This is a genomic window from Streptomyces sp. NPDC026522, from assembly GCF_055567555.1.
In genome coordinates this window covers 24764-39086 of sequence record NZ_JBVHQF010000005.1, presented here as the reverse complement: position 1 = coordinate 39086, position 14323 = coordinate 24764, and the positions used below count along the sequence as shown (strand labels likewise).

Annotated in this window: 15 protein-coding genes; 9 read left to right on the top strand and 6 right to left on the bottom strand. The window is 73.3% G+C overall.

Annotated features, from left to right (window positions below):
- The first annotated feature begins 31 nt into the window (after positions 1-31).
- A complete protein-coding gene (gene map, locus ACZ4M3_RS14260; protein WP_467732336.1) occupies positions 32-889 on the top strand; it encodes a type I methionyl aminopeptidase in 858 nt (285 codons plus the stop codon).
- A 101-nt stretch (positions 890-990) separates the two neighbouring features.
- Positions 991-1638: a biliverdin-producing heme oxygenase gene (locus ACZ4M3_RS14255; RefSeq protein WP_467732334.1), complete on the top strand. Its 648-nt coding sequence runs from the start codon at positions 991-993 to the stop codon at positions 1636-1638.
- A gap of 57 nt (positions 1639-1695) precedes the next feature.
- Here the strand turns inward: ACZ4M3_RS14255 and ACZ4M3_RS14250 are convergent, their stop codons facing one another.
- Positions 1696-2406 carry a PhzF family phenazine biosynthesis protein gene (locus ACZ4M3_RS14250; protein WP_467732332.1) on the bottom strand — a complete coding sequence of 237 codons (711 nt, stop codon included), beginning with the start codon at positions 2404-2406 and terminating at the stop codon, positions 1696-1698.
- Positions 2407-2584: 178 nt separating this feature from the next.
- On the opposite strand from ACZ4M3_RS14250, the gene efeO reads away from it, so the two are divergent.
- From efeO to efeU, 3 genes are read left to right on the top strand one after another with little or no spacing between them, the layout of a single operon-like run.
- Positions 2585-3733: an iron uptake system protein EfeO gene (gene efeO, locus ACZ4M3_RS14245; RefSeq protein ID WP_467732330.1), complete on the top strand. Its 1149-nt coding sequence runs from the start codon at positions 2585-2587 to the stop codon at positions 3731-3733.
- A 35-nt stretch (positions 3734-3768) separates the two neighbouring features.
- Entirely contained in the window at positions 3769-5052 is a 1284-nt protein-coding gene (gene efeB / locus ACZ4M3_RS14240) for an iron uptake transporter deferrochelatase/peroxidase subunit (protein WP_467732328.1), read from the top strand.
- A gap of 26 nt (positions 5053-5078) precedes the next feature.
- The gene (gene efeU / locus ACZ4M3_RS14235; protein WP_467732326.1) at positions 5079-5939 is read left to right on the top strand and encodes an iron uptake transporter permease EfeU; all 861 of its coding nucleotides are present in this window, start codon (positions 5079-5081) and stop codon (positions 5937-5939) included.
- Positions 5940-6022: 83 nt separating this feature from the next.
- Here efeU and ACZ4M3_RS14230 read toward each other — a convergent pair whose 3' ends face one another.
- Together ACZ4M3_RS14230 and ACZ4M3_RS14225 are read right to left on the bottom strand one after the other, a co-directional pair.
- Positions 6023-6772 carry a bifunctional DNA primase/polymerase gene (locus tag ACZ4M3_RS14230; protein ID WP_467732324.1) on the bottom strand — a complete coding sequence of 250 codons (750 nt, stop codon included), beginning with the start codon at positions 6770-6772 and terminating at the stop codon, positions 6023-6025.
- 124 nt (positions 6773-6896) lie between these two features.
- Complete coding sequence (locus ACZ4M3_RS14225; RefSeq protein ID WP_467732322.1) at positions 6897-7568, bottom strand: TetR/AcrR family transcriptional regulator; 672 nt, start codon at positions 7566-7568, stop codon at positions 6897-6899.
- A gap of 100 nt (positions 7569-7668) precedes the next feature.
- On the opposite strand from ACZ4M3_RS14225, the gene ddaH reads away from it, so the two are divergent.
- The gene (gene ddaH / locus ACZ4M3_RS14220) at positions 7669-8532 is read left to right on the top strand and encodes a dimethylargininase (protein WP_467733085.1); all 864 of its coding nucleotides are present in this window, start codon (positions 7669-7671) and stop codon (positions 8530-8532) included.
- A gap of 12 nt (positions 8533-8544) precedes the next feature.
- Here the strand turns inward: ddaH and ACZ4M3_RS14215 are convergent, their stop codons facing one another.
- A complete protein-coding gene (locus tag ACZ4M3_RS14215) occupies positions 8545-9561 on the bottom strand; it encodes a small ribosomal subunit Rsm22 family protein (protein WP_467732320.1) in 1017 nt (338 codons plus the stop codon).
- Positions 9562-9640: 79 nt separating this feature from the next.
- Complete coding sequence (locus ACZ4M3_RS14210) at positions 9641-10933, bottom strand: multidrug effflux MFS transporter (protein WP_467732318.1); 1293 nt, start codon at positions 10931-10933, stop codon at positions 9641-9643.
- Between the two features lie 107 nt (positions 10934-11040).
- On the opposite strand from ACZ4M3_RS14210, the gene ACZ4M3_RS14205 reads away from it, so the two are divergent.
- From ACZ4M3_RS14205 to ACZ4M3_RS14195, 3 genes are all read left to right on the top strand, one after another.
- Positions 11041-11802: an SDR family oxidoreductase gene (locus tag ACZ4M3_RS14205; protein ID WP_467732316.1), complete on the top strand. Its 762-nt coding sequence runs from the start codon at positions 11041-11043 to the stop codon at positions 11800-11802.
- Between the two features lie 67 nt (positions 11803-11869).
- The gene (locus tag ACZ4M3_RS14200) at positions 11870-12745 is read left to right on the top strand and encodes a PhzF family phenazine biosynthesis protein (RefSeq protein WP_467732314.1); all 876 of its coding nucleotides are present in this window, start codon (positions 11870-11872) and stop codon (positions 12743-12745) included.
- A gap of 22 nt (positions 12746-12767) precedes the next feature.
- On the top strand, positions 12768-13319 hold the full coding sequence (locus ACZ4M3_RS14195; protein WP_467732312.1) for a GNAT family N-acetyltransferase: 552 nt from the start codon (positions 12768-12770) through the stop codon (positions 13317-13319).
- 74 nt (positions 13320-13393) lie between these two features.
- On the opposite strand, the gene yaaA is transcribed toward ACZ4M3_RS14195, so the two are convergent.
- Positions 13394-14194: a peroxide stress protein YaaA gene (yaaA, locus tag ACZ4M3_RS14190; protein WP_467732310.1), complete on the bottom strand. Its 801-nt coding sequence runs from the start codon at positions 14192-14194 to the stop codon at positions 13394-13396.
- Positions 14195-14323: the final 129 nt, after the last annotated feature.

The window sequence follows — 14323 nt, the reverse complement described above, 5'->3', positions numbered from 1 at the left end:
TGCCCCATCACCGCTGGATACACTCGCTTGCATGTCTGGCCAGTCGCTGCTCGTACCCGGCGAGCTCTCCCCCGCCCGTTCCGTTCCCGGCAACATCCGCCGGCCCGAGTACGTGGGCAAGCCCGCACCCACGCCCTACACCGGACCGGAGGTGCAGACGCCCGAGACCGTCGAGGCGATGCGCATCGCCGGCCGGATCGCCGCCCGCGCGATGGAAGAGGCCGCGAAGCACATCGTGCCGGGGGTGACCACCGACGAGCTGGACCGGGTCGCGCACGAGTACATGTGCGACCACGGCGCCTACCCCTCGACGCTCGGTTACCGCGGCTTCCCCAAGTCCCTCTGCGCCTCGGTCAACGAGGTCATCTGCCACGGGATCCCCGACTCGACCGTCCTGCGGGACGGCGACATCGTGAACCTCGACGTGACCGCGTACATCGGCGGGGTGCACGGCGACAACAACGCCACCTACCTGTGCGGCGAGGTGGACGAGGAGTCGCGGCTGCTGGTGGAGCGCACCCGCGAGTCCCTGAACCGGGCCATCAAGGCCGTCAAGCCGGGCCGGCAGATCAACGTGATCGGCCGGGTCATCGAGTCGTACGCGAAGCGTTTCGGCTACGGCGTGGTCCGGGACTTCACCGGGCACGGCATCAGCACCTCGTTCCACTCGGGTCTGATCGTCCCGCACTACGACAGCCCGCACGCCACCACCGTCATCGAGCCCGGCATGACCTTCACCATCGAGCCGATGCTGACGCTGGGGACGCACGAGTACGACATGTGGGCCGACGGCTGGACGGTCGTCACCAAGGACCGCAAGCGCACCGCGCAGTTCGAGCACACCCTGGTCGTGACCGACTCCGGGGCGGAGATCCTGACCCTGCCGTAGGTTTTTGCCGACAGGGCGTCGGGAAGACTGGTGGGAGACCGGGCGGGGCGGCGGGGCCCTCGTGCCCGCCTCCTCTCCCAGCGAACCCTCGGAGGTCCGCCTTGGACGCCTTTTCCACGGCCATCCGTGTCGCCTCGCACCAGCAGCACACCGAGGCCGAGACCTCGACGTTCATGAGCGACCTGCTGGGCGGCCGGCTCGGGGTGGCCGCCTACGCCCGCTACACCGAGCAGCTGTGGTTCGTGTACCGGGCGCTGGAGGACGCGGCCGAGGCACTCAAGGGCGACCCGGTGGCCGGGCCGTTCATCCGGCCCGAGCTGATGCGGGTCGCACAGATGGAGCGGGACCTGGCACACCTGCGCGGGCCGCGGTGGCGCGAGTCCGTCTCCGCCCTGCCCGCGACGCGGGCGTACGCGGGCCGGGTCGCGGAGTGCGCGGCGTCCTGGCCCGGCGGGTACGTCGCCCACCACTACACCCGCTACCTGGGCGACCTGTCGGGCGGCCAGATCATCCGGGACAGGGCGGAGCGGACCTGGGGCTTCGCCCGCAAGGGCGACGGGGTGCGCTTCTACGTCTTCACGGAGATCGACAACCCGGCGGCGTTCAAGCGGCGCTACCGGGAGTTGCTCGACGCGATCGCCGCGGACGACCTGGAGAAGCAGCGCATCATCGACGAGTGCAAGCGCGCGTTCGACTTCAACGGCGCCGTCTTCCGCGAGCTGGGCGAGCAGTTCCCCCTCACGGCGTAGGCCCTGGCCGGTGCCCTGCGGGGCGCAGCCCCCGGGGCCGCCCGGACGGCGGCGGGCTCAGGGGCGGCGGGGGGCGAAACGGACGCGGCCGCCGACCTCGACGGTGCCGTCCGGGCCGGGTGCGGTGAGGATCTGCGAGCCCGCGCCCTGGGTGATGTTCAGGGCCCGGTTCAGCTCGGCCGTCAGCAGGATCGCCGCCGAGCCGGTGGCCTCGTCCTCGGTGACCGCCCCGTCCGGGCGGCGCGGGAACCCGCGGGCCCGGATCCGTCCGGCGGCCTCGTCCTCCCAGGCCCAGGCGTAGAGCCAGCCCTCGCCGGGCGGCGGCGCGGGCAGCGCCTCCACCTCGGCGGCGCTCGCGTACTGCTCGGTGCGCTTGCCCTCGACCCATTCGGGCCGGGCGGTGATCCAGGTGAACTCCCCGTCGTCGCGGGCCCACACGGAGCCGGCCGGCGGCTGGAGTTCCTCGATGTCGAGCAGCCAGGCGACCCCGACCAGGGGGTGGCCGGCGAAGGCCATCCGGGTGCCGGGGGTGCGGATGTCCACGATCCCGCGTTCGGGGTCGTCCACGAAGACCGTCTCGCTGTATCCGAGCTCCGCCGCCAGGGCCTGCCGGGAGGCGTCGTCGGGGCAGGTGCGGCCGTCGCGCACGACGCCGAGCAGGTTGCCGTGACGGCCGTCTCCCGCGCAGAAGACGGAGAGCACGTCGAGATCATTCACCCCGGCATTCAAGCACGGGCGCCAGCCTTTACTCCCGCTTGACCTTCCCATGGGGCGGCCATGAGGGGCTCGTGACGGCCCCGTGTCCAGCCAGGAGCGGTGTGCGCCGAATCACTGGACGTGCGGTCCGAGGTCAGGTAAGCCTCGGTTAAGTTAGGTCCGCCTCACCCGGCCGCTCCCGTCCGACGGGGCGGCCGTCTGCCGAACGCCAGACCCGCCAGGAGCCCGCATGCGCCCCGCCCGCCTCACCGTCGTCACCGCGGCCGCCGTCGCGGCCGCGCTCACCGCCGTAACCGGCTGCGCCGAGAAGAGCGCGGCGGGCGCCGAGGGCACGATCCAGGTGGCCGCCTCCGACAGTGCCTGCGACGTCTCCAAGAAGGAGTTCCCGTCCGGCAAGGTGACCATCGAGGTCGACAACAAGGGCTCCAAGGTCACCGAGGTCTACGTCCTCTTCCCCGACGACCGGATCGTCGCCGAGCGCGAGAACATCGGCCCCGGCACCAAGGCCACCATCACCGCCGAGATCAAGGCGGGCGACTACGAGGTCAACTGCAAGCCCGGCATGAAGGGCGACGGCATCCGGCAGAAGGTCAAGGCCACCGGCGGCGGCGCCACCAAGCGCAGCCCCGAGCTGGACGCGGCGGTCGCCGAGTACCGCAAGTACGTGCAGGCGCAGGCGGACGAGTCGCTGCCCACCACCAAGGCCTTCGTGGACGCGGTGAAGGCCGGTGACGTCGAGGCCGCGAAGAAGGCCTACGCCGTCTCCCGCCTCGGCTGGGAGCGCACCGAGCCGGTCGCGGAGTCCTTCGGCGACATCGACCCGAAGATCGACGTCCGCGAGGACGGCCTGGAGGCGGGCCAGGACCCGGCGAAGGACTGGACCGGCTGGCACCGCCTGGAGAAGTCCCTGTGGGCCGAGAACAAGATCGACGACAACGACAAGAAGCTCGCCGACACGCTGATGGCCGACGTGACCGACTGGCAGAAGCGGATCGGCACGGCGGAGATCACCCCCACCTCGATGGCCAACGGTGCCAAGGAGCTCCTCGACGAGGTCGCCACCGGCAAGGTGACGGGTGAGGAAGAGCGCTACAGCCACACCGACCTGGTCGACTTCAAGGGCAACGTCGAAGGCGCGCAGAAGGCGTACGAGCTGCTCAAGCCGGTCGCCGCGAAGAACGACGCGGAGCTCGTCAAGACGCTCGACGCCCAGTTCGCGGCGCTGGAGACGCTGCTCGACAAGCACCGCGCGGACCAGAACGGCTACGACTTCACCTCCTACGACAAGGTCGGCGACGCGGAGCGCAAGGAGCTCTCGGACGCCGTGAACGCGCTGGCCGAGCCGCTCTCCAAGCTGGCCGCAGCGGTCGCGAAGTAACGGTGGGGAACAGCGGAGCAGGCGGGAGGACCGGGATGACTGACTCGGAGTCGGTGGCGGTGGAAGAGCACGACGACGCTCCGGAGGGGGCCGGCGCGCCCTCGCGGCGGGCCGTGCTCGGCTGGGGCGGGGCCGGGCTGGCGCTGGGCGCGGCAGCGGCCGGCGGTGCGGTCGCGGCGTTCGGCGGCACCTCGGACGTGGTGCCCGCGGCTTCGGCCGGGGCGGCCGTGCCGTTCCACGGGGAGCACCAGGCCGGGATCGCGAGCGCCGTCCAGGACCGCCTGCACTTCGCGGCCTTCGACGTGAAGACCAAGGACCGCGCGGAGCTGGTCAAGCTCCTCAAGGACTGGACCGAGGCGGCCCGGCTGATGACGGCCGGGCATCCGGTCGGCGAGGGCGGCTACGGCGGCCTCCCGGAGGCCCCGCCGGACGACACGGGCGAGGCGCTGGGCCTCAAGGCGTCCCGGCTCACCCTGACGATCGGTTTCGGCCCGGGCCTGTTCGCCAAGGACCGCTTCGGGCTGGAGGACAAGCGCCCCGAGGCCCTGGTGGACCTGGAGCAGTTCCCCGGCGACAACCTGGACCCGGCCCGCTCCGGCGGCGACCTGTGCGTCCAGGCCTGCGCGGACGACCCGCAGGTCGCGGTGCACGCCATCCGCCAGCTGGCCCGCATCGGCTTCGGCAAGACGGCCGTGCGCTGGTCGCAGCTCGGCTTCGGCAAGACCTCGTCCACCACCCCGGACGCGCAGACCCCGCGCAACATGATGGGCTTCAAGGACGGCACCCGGAACATCTCGGGTACCGACCTGGCGGCGCTGGACGAGCACGTCTGGGCGGCCGCGTCCGACGGCAGCGCGTGGATGGCCGGGGGCTCGTACCTGGTCGCCCGCCGCATCCGGATGCACATCGAGACCTGGGACCGCACCTCGCTCCAGGAGCAGGAGGACGTCTTCGGCCGCGACAAGGGCGAGGGCGCGCCCGTCGGCAAGTCCAAGGAGCGCGACGAGCCCTTCCTCAAGGCCATGAAGCCGGGAGCGCACGTCCGCCTCGCCCACCCGGACAGCAACAACGGTGCGCGGATCCTGCGCCGCGGCTACTCCTTCACGGACGGCACGGACGGGCTGGGCCGCCTCGACGCGGGCCTGTTCTTCCTCGCCTACCAGCGCGACGTCCGCAAGGGCTTCATCCCGGTCCAGCGCAGCCTCGCGAAGAACGACGCGCTCAACGAATACATCCAGCACGTGGGTTCGGCCGTCTTCGCCGTCCCGCCGGGCGTCCGCGACAAGGACGACTGGTGGGGCCGGACGCTGTTCGCGTAGACCCGTAGCCGCGTAGGAGGAACCACGTGTTCAGCAACTATCTGATCGGTCTGCGCGAGGGGCTGGAGGCCAGCCTCGTCGTCTGCATCCTCATCGCCTACCTGGTGAAGACCGGCCACAAGGACAAGCTCGGGCCGCTGTGGCTGGGCGTCGGCCTGGCGGCCGCGCTCAGCCTCGGCTTCGGCGCGGCCCTGGAATTCGGCACGCAGCAGCTGACGTTCGAGGCGCAGGAGGCGATCGGCGGGTCCCTGTCGGTGATCGCGGTGGGCCTGGTGACCTGGATGGTCTTCTGGATGAAGCGCACCGCGCGGCACCTGAAGGCGGAACTCCACGGGAAGCTCGACGCGGCGCTCGCCATGGGCACCGGCGCGCTGGTCACGACGGCGTTCCTCGCCGTGGGCCGCGAGGGCCTGGAGACGTCCCTGTTCGTGTGGCGCTCGGTGAAGGCGGCCGGTGACGGCGCCGGCCCGCTGACCGGCGTACTGCTGGGCATCGGCTCCTCGGTACTGCTGGGCTGGCTTTTCTACCGGGGCGCCCTGAGCATCAACCTCGCCAAGTTCTTCACCTGGACCGGCGGCATGCTGGTCGTGGTCGCGGCGGGCGTGCTGGCGTACGGGATCCACGACCTCCAGGAGGCCGCGTTCCTGCCCGGCATCGGGTCGAAGGCGTTCGACATCAGCGAGACGGTCCCGCCGGACAGCTGGTACGGGACCCTGCTGAAGGGGACGCTCAACTTCCAGCCGGACCCGACCGTGCTCCAGCTCGTGGTGTGGGTGCTGTACCTGCTCGTGGTGCTGAGCCTGTTCCTGGTGCCGCTGGGCGCCAAGGGCCGCGGCAAGCCCGCGGACCGGCAGCCGGCGGCCGCTCCCGCCGACGCGCAGGCCTGACGGCGACCGCGCAACCGGAAACAGCGGGAAGAGCAAGCGGGCCGGACGACAGCGGTCGTCCGGCCCGTCGTCGTTCGCGCCGGTCAGCGGCCCAGGGGCCAGGCCACGGCGGCGGGGGTCCGGTCGGAGGTCCCCGCGTACAGGGCGCAGGCGTCGGTCAGGGTTTCGAGCAGCGTCAGCGGGTCCGGCAGCGGGTGTTCCACCCCGCGCAGCCATACGACGGCCTGCTCACCCGGGAGGGCGGCCGGCGGGACGAGGACGTAGCTGCCGCGGCAGTGCCAGCGCAGGCCCGGGTGTTCGTCCATCGTCTCGGGGTGGCAGTCCAGCGCGCAGGGCCACCACTCGTCCTCGTCCTCCGGCGTCCCCCGGGTCGCCGTGAAGAACAGCATGCGGGCCTGGTCGCCCGTACCGCCGGACTCGGCCACCGGGCCGACGTCCACGCCTGAGGCCAGCAGGCGGGCCAGGGCGTCGCGGCCGGCGTCCAGCGGGACGTCCAGGACGTCGTGGACCATGCCGGTCGCGGTGATGAAGTTGGCGTGGGGCTCGTTGCGCGCCCAGCGTTCGACCTGTGCCCGGTCGGTGGTCGCCTGGGTCTGCCAGGCGAAGGAGACCGGGTGCCGCGCGGGCGTGGGACAGCCGATGCGGTCGCAGGAACATCGGTAGCCGGCGGGGTGGGCGGCGGGGGCTATCGGGAGGCCGGCGGCGGCGATGGCCAGCAGGAGGGCCTCGCGTTCCCTGCCCGGGTCTTCGGGAGCCGGTTTCGCGCGGCGGCGCAACCACTGGGAAATCCTGCTCTGCTCGCCGCGTTTGACGCGGCCGGACTCGGACCCCATCTATCCCCTCACCTCACCGTTGCCCCCGGCGGACCTTCCCATGGTCCCACCCTCCGGGGCGCCGGGTGACCGCACCCCCGGGACCGGGCGCGCATAACGGCAGATTTAGGCCATATGTTCTCGGTCACGCAGGCCGGGCGGGCCGACCCCCGGCCTCCAGCGCAGTGCCCAGCACCGCGTCCACCAGCGCGTCCGTGAACGCGTGCGTCAGGGGAGCCGTCCGCAGCAGCCAGCGGTACGTCAGGGGGCCGAGCAGCAGCTCCGTCATCAGCCGCAGATCCGCTCCGCCCGCCAGCTGCCCCGCCGCCCGCGCACTGCGCAACCTGGCCTCGTACAGGGCGAGCTGGGGGGCCAGCAGCCGCTCGGTGAAGCGCGCCCCCAGCTCCGGGTCGTTCGCCCCGGCGGCGGTCAGCGCGCGCAGGGGGGCGTCGCGGGCCGGGTCGTTGAACTCGTCCACCGTGGCCCGCAGCACCGCTTTCAGGTCGGCGGCCAGATCGCCGGTGTCCGGGAGCCCCGGCCGGGCGGCCCCCTCGGACGGGTCCCCGGCCAGCGTCAGGGAGGCGTCGAGCAGCACGGCCGCCTTCGAGGGCCACCAGCGGTAGATGGTCTGCTTGCCGACCCCGGCGCGGGCGGCGATCGCCTCGATGGTCAGCTTGTCGTAGCCGACCTCCCCGACGAGGGCGAGCGCGGCGGCCAGGATCGCCCGCCGGGACCGGTCGCTGCGCCGGGCCGGATCGGGCGCCTTGGCCCCGGGCGCCTTGGCCGGGGGTGTCGCTGCGTGGGGAGTCCTGCTCATGCCCTCAACGTACCAACGCGTACCGGACCGGCTTCCGGTTCCGGTCATTCCGATAAACCACCCAATCAGTTCACTGCGCGGTCCCCCTTGAGGAGAGACGATTCTCTGCACACGCCCAGCGCACGTACCGCGAGTCAGTCGTGAGGAGCCTTCTTTGCGCAGAGACGCCACACCCCGGCGCTACCTGATGTGCCCACCCGCGCACTTCAAGGTCACGTACTCCATCAACCCGTGGATGGACCCCGCGAAACCGGTGGACCTGCCCCTGGCCCAAGCCCAGTGGGAAGACCTGAGGGACCGCTACCGCTCCCTCGGCCACACCGTCGAGACCCTCGTCCCCGATCCCGGACTGCCCGACATGGTCTACGCGGCGAACGGCGCCCTGGTCATCGACGGCCGCGTGCTCGGGGCCCGGTTCGCCTACCCGGAACGCACCGCCGAGGCGGAGATCCACCTGGAGTGGTTCCGCGCCCACGGCTTCCGGGACATCCACGAGCCGTCCCACATCAACGAGGGCGAGGGCGACTTCGCCGTCACCGCCACCTACATCCTGGCCGGCCGGGGCTACCGCTCCAGTCCGCTCTCGCACGACGAGGCCCAGGAGTTCTTCGGCCGCCCCGTCATCGGCCTCGACCTGGTGGACCCGCGCTTCTACCACCTGGACACCGCCCTGTGCGTCCTGGACGGCGACGAGATCATGTACCACCCGCCGGCCTTCTCGCCCGGCAGCCAGGCCGTGCTGCGGCGGCTGTTCCCCGACGCGCTGATCGTGGACGCCGAGGACGCCGCGGCCTTCGGCCTGAACTCCGTCTCCGACGGCCTGCACGTGCTGCTGCCCCAGGCCGCGGCCGGCCTGCTCGCACCCCTGCGCGACCGGGGCTTCGAGCCGATCCCGATGGACCTGGGCGAGCTGCTCAAGGGCGGCGGCAGCGTCAAGTGCTGCACCCAGGAGCTGCGGCCCTGACGGCACCCCCGCTCAGGCGGAGGGCGGCCACTCCCGGCCCCAGTCGGCGTCCCGCGCCGCCTTGTAGAGGTCACCGTGGCGCTTGGTCACGGTGACCCGGGTCAGGCCGTCCTCCGGCGGACCGCACAGGTCCAGCAGCACCAGCCCCTTGCGGAGCTGCGGCTTGCGCGTGATCCGGGAGGCGGCCCGATCGACGGGGAACCGCGTCGCGGCCACGTAGCTGAACTTCTCGTCCTCGTAGGGCAGCGAGCCGCCCTTGATCTGCCGGTGCAGCGAGGAACGGCTGACCCGCGCCGAGAAGTGGCACCAGTCCTGGCCGGTCTCGATCGGGCAGGCGCCGTCGTGCGGGCACGGCGCGGCCACCGTCAGCCCTGCTTCGATCAGCTGCTCGCGGGCTTCGCGGATGCGCAGGTAGCCCTCGGGGGTGCCCGGCTCGATCAGCACCACCGCCCGGCCGGCCCGGGCCGCCTCGGCGACGACCGCCCGGCGGGCCTCCGCGGTGAGTTCACCGAGCACGTACGACACGGTCACCAGGTCGGCCTCGGGGAGCGCGGTCCCGGCGCCGATGACCGCCCGCCGCCACTCCGCCGCGCGCAGTACGGGCGAGGAGGAGCGGGAGGCCAGTTCCCGGCCCAGGGCCAGCGCCGGCTCCGCCCAGTCCAGCACCGTCGTACCGCGCGGACCGTCCCAGGTGGCGTCCACCGCCCAGGTCGCCGCGCCGGTGCCGCCGCCCACGTCGACGTGGGAGCCCGGCGTCCACTGCGGCGCGGCCTCCGCCAGGGCGTCCAGGGCGGCGCGCACGGCTTCGAAGGTGGCCGGCATCCGGTACGCCGCGTACGCCGCCACGTCCGAGCGGTCGCGCAGCACGGGCGCGTCGGTGGGGATCGTGCCCCGGTAGTTGGCGATCAGCCGCTCGACGGCGGCCGAGACCTGCTTCGGCGGGAGCCCGTCGAGCAGCCCGCCGAGCGCGGAGCGCAGGGTCTCGGCGGTGGTGGGACCGGAAGCGGGAAGGGCGGCGGAGGCGTTCACCTGGGAAGTTTACGGCGCCGGGCGCGGGCTGCGCCCCGGGCGCTTGGGCCACACCCCGGCGCGGGCGCCCCGGCCGCCGCTACGCCCCGGCCGCCGCCAGCGGCTCCCGGCTCTGCCACGGACGGCACAGCCCCAGGAAGCAGGCCGCCGCCAGCAGCGCGCAGGCGAGCTGGACCACCGCCATCGGCACCGCCGTCCCCTCCCCCGCGATCCCGACCAGCGGCGAGGCGACCGCACCGACCAGGAACGAGGAGGTGCCCAGCAGCGCCGACGCCGATCCGGCGGCGTGCGGCGTACGCATCAGCGCCTGCGCGTTGGTGTTCGGCATCAGCACGCCCATCGCCGACATCAGCACGAACAGCCCGGCCGCCATCGGCAGCAGCCCGGCCTTCCCGAACGCGCCGCCCGCCATCAGCAGCAGCGCGACCGAGTCCACGATGACGACCGCGAGCCCGCAGGCCAGGACCTTGTCCAGGCTGACCCGGCCCACCAGCAGCTTGCCGTTGATCTGGCCGACCGTTATCAGGCCGACCGAGTTCAGCCCGAACAGCAGGCTGAACTGCTGCGGCGAAGCCCCGTAGATCTCCTGCACCACGAACGGCGAGGCGGAGATGTACGAGAACAGCACCGCGAACGCGAAGCCGCCGGCCAGCGTGTACCCGGCGAAGACCCGGTCGCCGAGCAGCCCGCGCATCGTCCGCAGGGCGGCGCCCACGCCCCCGGTGTGGCGCCGCTCGGGCGGCAGCGTCTCGCCCAGGCTGCGCCACACCACCAGGGTCAGGGCCGTGCCGACGACGGTGAGGACGACGAAGACCCCGCGCCAGTCGGCGAAGCGCAGCACCTGGCCCCCGATGAGCGGGGCGATGATCGGGGCGGCGCCGGAGATGAGCATCAGGGTGGAGAAGAACCGGGCCATCTCGACCCCGTCGTAGAGGTCGCGCACGACGGCGCGGGCGATGACGATCGCCGCCGCGCCCGCCAGGCCCTGGGCCAGCCGGAAGCCGACGAGCAGTTCGGTGCTGGGGGCGAGCGCGCAGACGGCGGTGGCCAGCACGTAGACGATCATGCCGGTCAGCAGCGGCCGCCGGCGGCCCCACTTGTCGCTCATCGGGCCGATGACGAGCTGGCCCAGCGCCATGCCGGCGAGGCAGGAGGTGAGGGTCAGCTGGACCGTGGCGGCCGGGCTGTGCAGGGCGGAGGTAACCTGCGGCAGCGCGGGCAGGTACATGTCCATGGACAGCGGTGGCAGCGCCGTCAGCCCGCCGAGTATGAAGGTGACCAGCAGGCCGGTGCGGCGCGCCGTGGGAGAGGAGCTGTGCGCGGGGGACGACGGCTTGCGGTCACGGGCCGTCCCGGGGGCTCTCTCCGGCATGCGGAACTCCACTCTCGTCGTCTGTTTTCGCACCCCTGACCGGCCCATGCTCTCAGCTGTCGGAACGTCCGTGTTCGCATGTCCGGTGTGACGTACCCTGCGGCCCCATGAACGCACCTGGGAAGAAGATCGCTGTGGTGACCGGGGCCGGCTCCGGCATCGGCCGCTCCGTCGCCCTCGCCCTGGCGACCGCGGGCTGGTCGGTGGCCGTGGCCGGACGCCGCCCGCAGCCGCTGGCGGAGACCGCCGAGGCGGCCGGGTCCGGCGCCGACGTGCTGTGCGTACCGGCCGACGTGAGCGACCCGGACGCGGTGCACGCCCTCTTCGAGACCGTCCGCGCCCGGTACGGGCGGCTCGACCTGCTCTTCAACAACGCCGGTACCTTCGGCCCGGGCGGGGTGCCGCTGGAGGACATCACGTACGAGGCCTGGCGCGCGGTCGTGGACGTCAACCTGACCGGCTCCTTCCTCTGCGCGCAGGCCGCGTTCCGGCTCATGAAGCAGCAGGACCCGCAGGGCGGCCGGATCATCAACAACGGCTCCATCTCGGCGCACGTGCCGCGCCCGCACTCCATCGCCTACACCGCGACCAAGCACGCGATGACGGGCCTGACGAAGGCGCTGTCGCTGGACGGGCGCCCGTACCGGATCGCGTGCGGGCAGATCGACATCGGCAACGCGGCGACCGAGATGACCGAGCGGATGCAGAACGGCATCCTCCAGGCCAACGGGCAGCTGGCCGTCGAACCGGTGATGGACGCGGCCGACGTGGCGCGCACGGTGGTGCACATGGCGGAGCTGCCGCTGGAGGCGAACGTGCAGTTCGCGACGGTGATGGCGACGGCCATGCCGTACATCGGGCGCGGCTGAGGGCGCGGCTGAGGGCGCTGCCGGGCCGGCGGGAATGCCCGCCGCAGTCCCGGGAGTTGGGCTGATCATGACTGATACGACAGGACAGCCGACGGTACTGCGCTACACCGCCTTCGCCACCGACCCCGCGGGCGGCAACCCCGCCGGGGTCGTGCTCGACGCGAGCGCACTGGACGACGCGCGGATGCTCGCGATCGCGGCGGAGCTGGGCTACAGCGAGACCGCCTTCCTGACGGCCCCGCCGCAGGACCTGGGCGCCGCGCCCGGACGGGGCTTCACGCTGCGGTTCTTCAGCCCGAAGGCGGAGGTCTCCTTCTGCGGCCACGCCACCGTCGCCACCGCCGTGGCACTGGGCGAGCGGATCGGACCCGGCGAACTCGTCTTCGCGACCCCGGCGGGTACCGTGCCGGTCTCGGTGACCGAGGCCGACGGGGGCCTGCGGGCCGTCCTGACCAGCGTCGAACCGCACACCGAGGCCGTATCGCCGGAGGACCTCGCGGAGGCGCTGGCCGCGCTGGACTGGCCGGCCGGCGACCTCGACCCGGCCTTCCCGCCGCGCATCGCCTACGCCGGGGCCCGCCACCTCGTGCTCGGCGCCGCCACCCGCGCCCGGCTCGCCGCCCTGGACTACGACTTCGCCCGGCTGGAGGCGCTGATGCGCCGCCTGGACCTCACCACGGTCCAGCTGGTGCACCGGGAGGGGCCGGCGCTGTTCCACGTACGGGACCCGTTCCCGGTCGGCGGCGTCGTCGAGGACGCGGCCACCGGGGCGGCGGCCGCCGCGTTCGGGGCGTACGCGCGCGAACTCGGGCTGGTCCCGGACGACGCGACGCTGACCCTGCGGCAGGGCGAGGACATGGGCCGCCCCGGCGTCCTGACGGTGGAACTGCGCCCCGGCGACCCCCGGGTACGGGTGGGCGGCACGGCGGTGGCCATCGCGTGACGGGCCCAGTGGCGTGATCGGCGTGTACGGAGCGCTCCCGGCCGGGCTCGCCGCGCAGGTCGGGGCTCTGGAGGCGGCGGCCTGGCCGGGCGCGCGGGCGGGCCACGACCCGGCGCTGGCCCCGCGCACCGTCCTGCTGCGGGAGGGGGGCGGGGCCGGTGCGGTGGCCGCCTGTCTGACGCTGCTGCACAAGGAGATCCGGCTCGGTGGCGGCAGCTACCGCGCGGCCGGGCTCAGCGCGGTGGTGACCCGGCCGGACCTGCGCGGGCGGGGCCTCGGGAGCCGCCTGGTCGCGGCGGCCCGCGAGGTGCTGGCCGCCGACCCGGGCGTGGACCTGGCCCTGTTCAGCTGTGACCGGGAGCTGACCCCGTTCTACGAGGCGGCCGGCTTCGAGCCCCTCCCCGGCACGGTCCTGCTGGGCGGCACCCCGGCCGATCCGCTGCCGAGCGACCGGCCCGGTTTCGACAAGTCCGTGCTGGCGGCCTTCTTCAGCCCGGACCCGGCGGCCGCCCGCGCGGTGTTCACCGGCGCGCGGGTACCGCTGTATCCGGGGCTGACCGACCGCTTGTGGTAGCGCGGGACCTCCCGTGGATCCGGCCCAGTGGATCCGGGCTCGGCGGATCCGGCTCAAGCCCAGTGGATCCGGGCTCAGTGGATCTGGGTCACCACGACGTCCAGCGCCCAGGCCTTCGCGGGCTTGCCCGGCTCCTGCGCCTCCACCACGTACCCCAGCGCCCGCAGCGCCTCCACCAGCTCGGCGGGGCTGCCCGGGACCGCGCCCGCCAGCAGCAGGTCCCGGACCAGCCGGCCCTTCGTCGCCTTGTTGAAGTGGCTCACCACCGACCGCTTCTCCACCCCGTCGACCAGCTGGGAGTGCAGCACCCGCACGGTCGCGGTGCGCCCGGCGAGCTCCCCCTTCGGCTTCCAGGCGGACGCGTACGCGGAAGAGCGCAGGTCCAGGACGAGGCCGTCGCCCGCCGCCTCGGGCATGACCTCCGCCATCGGCGCCCGCCAGTACGCCCCCAGCGCTCCGAGCCCGGGCAGCTTGACGCCCATCGAGCAGCGGTAGGAGGGGATCCGGTCCGTCATCCGCACCGCGCCCCACAGCCCGGAGAACACCAGCAGCGACCGCTCGGCCAGCGCCCGCGCCCCGGCGGGAAGGCCGGCCAGGCCGAGGGCGTCGTACAGCACCCCGGTGTAGATCTCCCCGGCGGGCCGCGCGGCCGCCGACCGCAGCTGCGCGTTCTTGGCGACCTCGCCCCGCAGCCCCTCGCTCAGGCCGAGCACCTCGCGCGCCTTCGTCTCGTCGCCCGCGCACAGCTCGACCAGCTCTTCGAGTACGGCCGCCCGCGCCCCGGCCAGGCCCGGCAAGGACAGCGCCCCCGGGTCCAGCGGTGCGCCGGAGCCCCCGGCGGCCTTTCCCTCGGAGGGCGGCAGCAGCACGAGCACGGTGGTTCTCCTTCGGTACGACACGGCGCGGGGGGTGCGGCCCCCGGCGCCCCAGGGTAGACGGCGCGGCGCGGGCCGCCCGCCGGAGCACCTCGCCGCCGGGCCGCTGCGAACGCCCGCGCGGCGGCT

Excerpts from the sequence above, each read along its gene's own strand:
- ACZ4M3_RS14230 (WP_467732324.1), bottom strand. The coding sequence starts at position 6,772 with ATGGGGTCCGAGTCCGGCCGCGTCAAACGCGGCGAGCAGAGCAGGATT.
- ACZ4M3_RS14250 (WP_467732332.1), bottom strand. The coding sequence starts at position 2,406 with ATGGGAAGGTCAAGCGGGAGTAAAGGCTGGCGCCCGTGCTTGAATGCC.
- efeB (WP_467732328.1), top strand. The coding sequence starts at position 3,769 with ATGACTGACTCGGAGTCGGTGGCGGTGGAAGAGCACGACGACGCTCCG.
- ACZ4M3_RS14225 (WP_467732322.1), bottom strand. The coding sequence starts at position 7,568 with ATGAGCAGGACTCCCCACGCAGCGACACCCCCGGCCAAGGCGCCCGGG.
- ACZ4M3_RS14210 (WP_467732318.1), bottom strand. The coding sequence starts at position 10,933 with ATGCCGGAGAGAGCCCCCGGGACGGCCCGTGACCGCAAGCCGTCGTCC.
- ACZ4M3_RS14200 (WP_467732314.1), top strand. The coding sequence starts at position 11,870 with ATGACTGATACGACAGGACAGCCGACGGTACTGCGCTACACCGCCTTC.
- map (WP_467732336.1), top strand. The coding sequence starts at position 32 with ATGTCTGGCCAGTCGCTGCTCGTACCCGGCGAGCTCTCCCCCGCCCGT.
- ACZ4M3_RS14205 (WP_467732316.1), top strand. The coding sequence starts at position 11,041 with ATGAACGCACCTGGGAAGAAGATCGCTGTGGTGACCGGGGCCGGCTCC.
- efeO (WP_467732330.1), top strand. The coding sequence starts at position 2,585 with ATGCGCCCCGCCCGCCTCACCGTCGTCACCGCGGCCGCCGTCGCGGCC.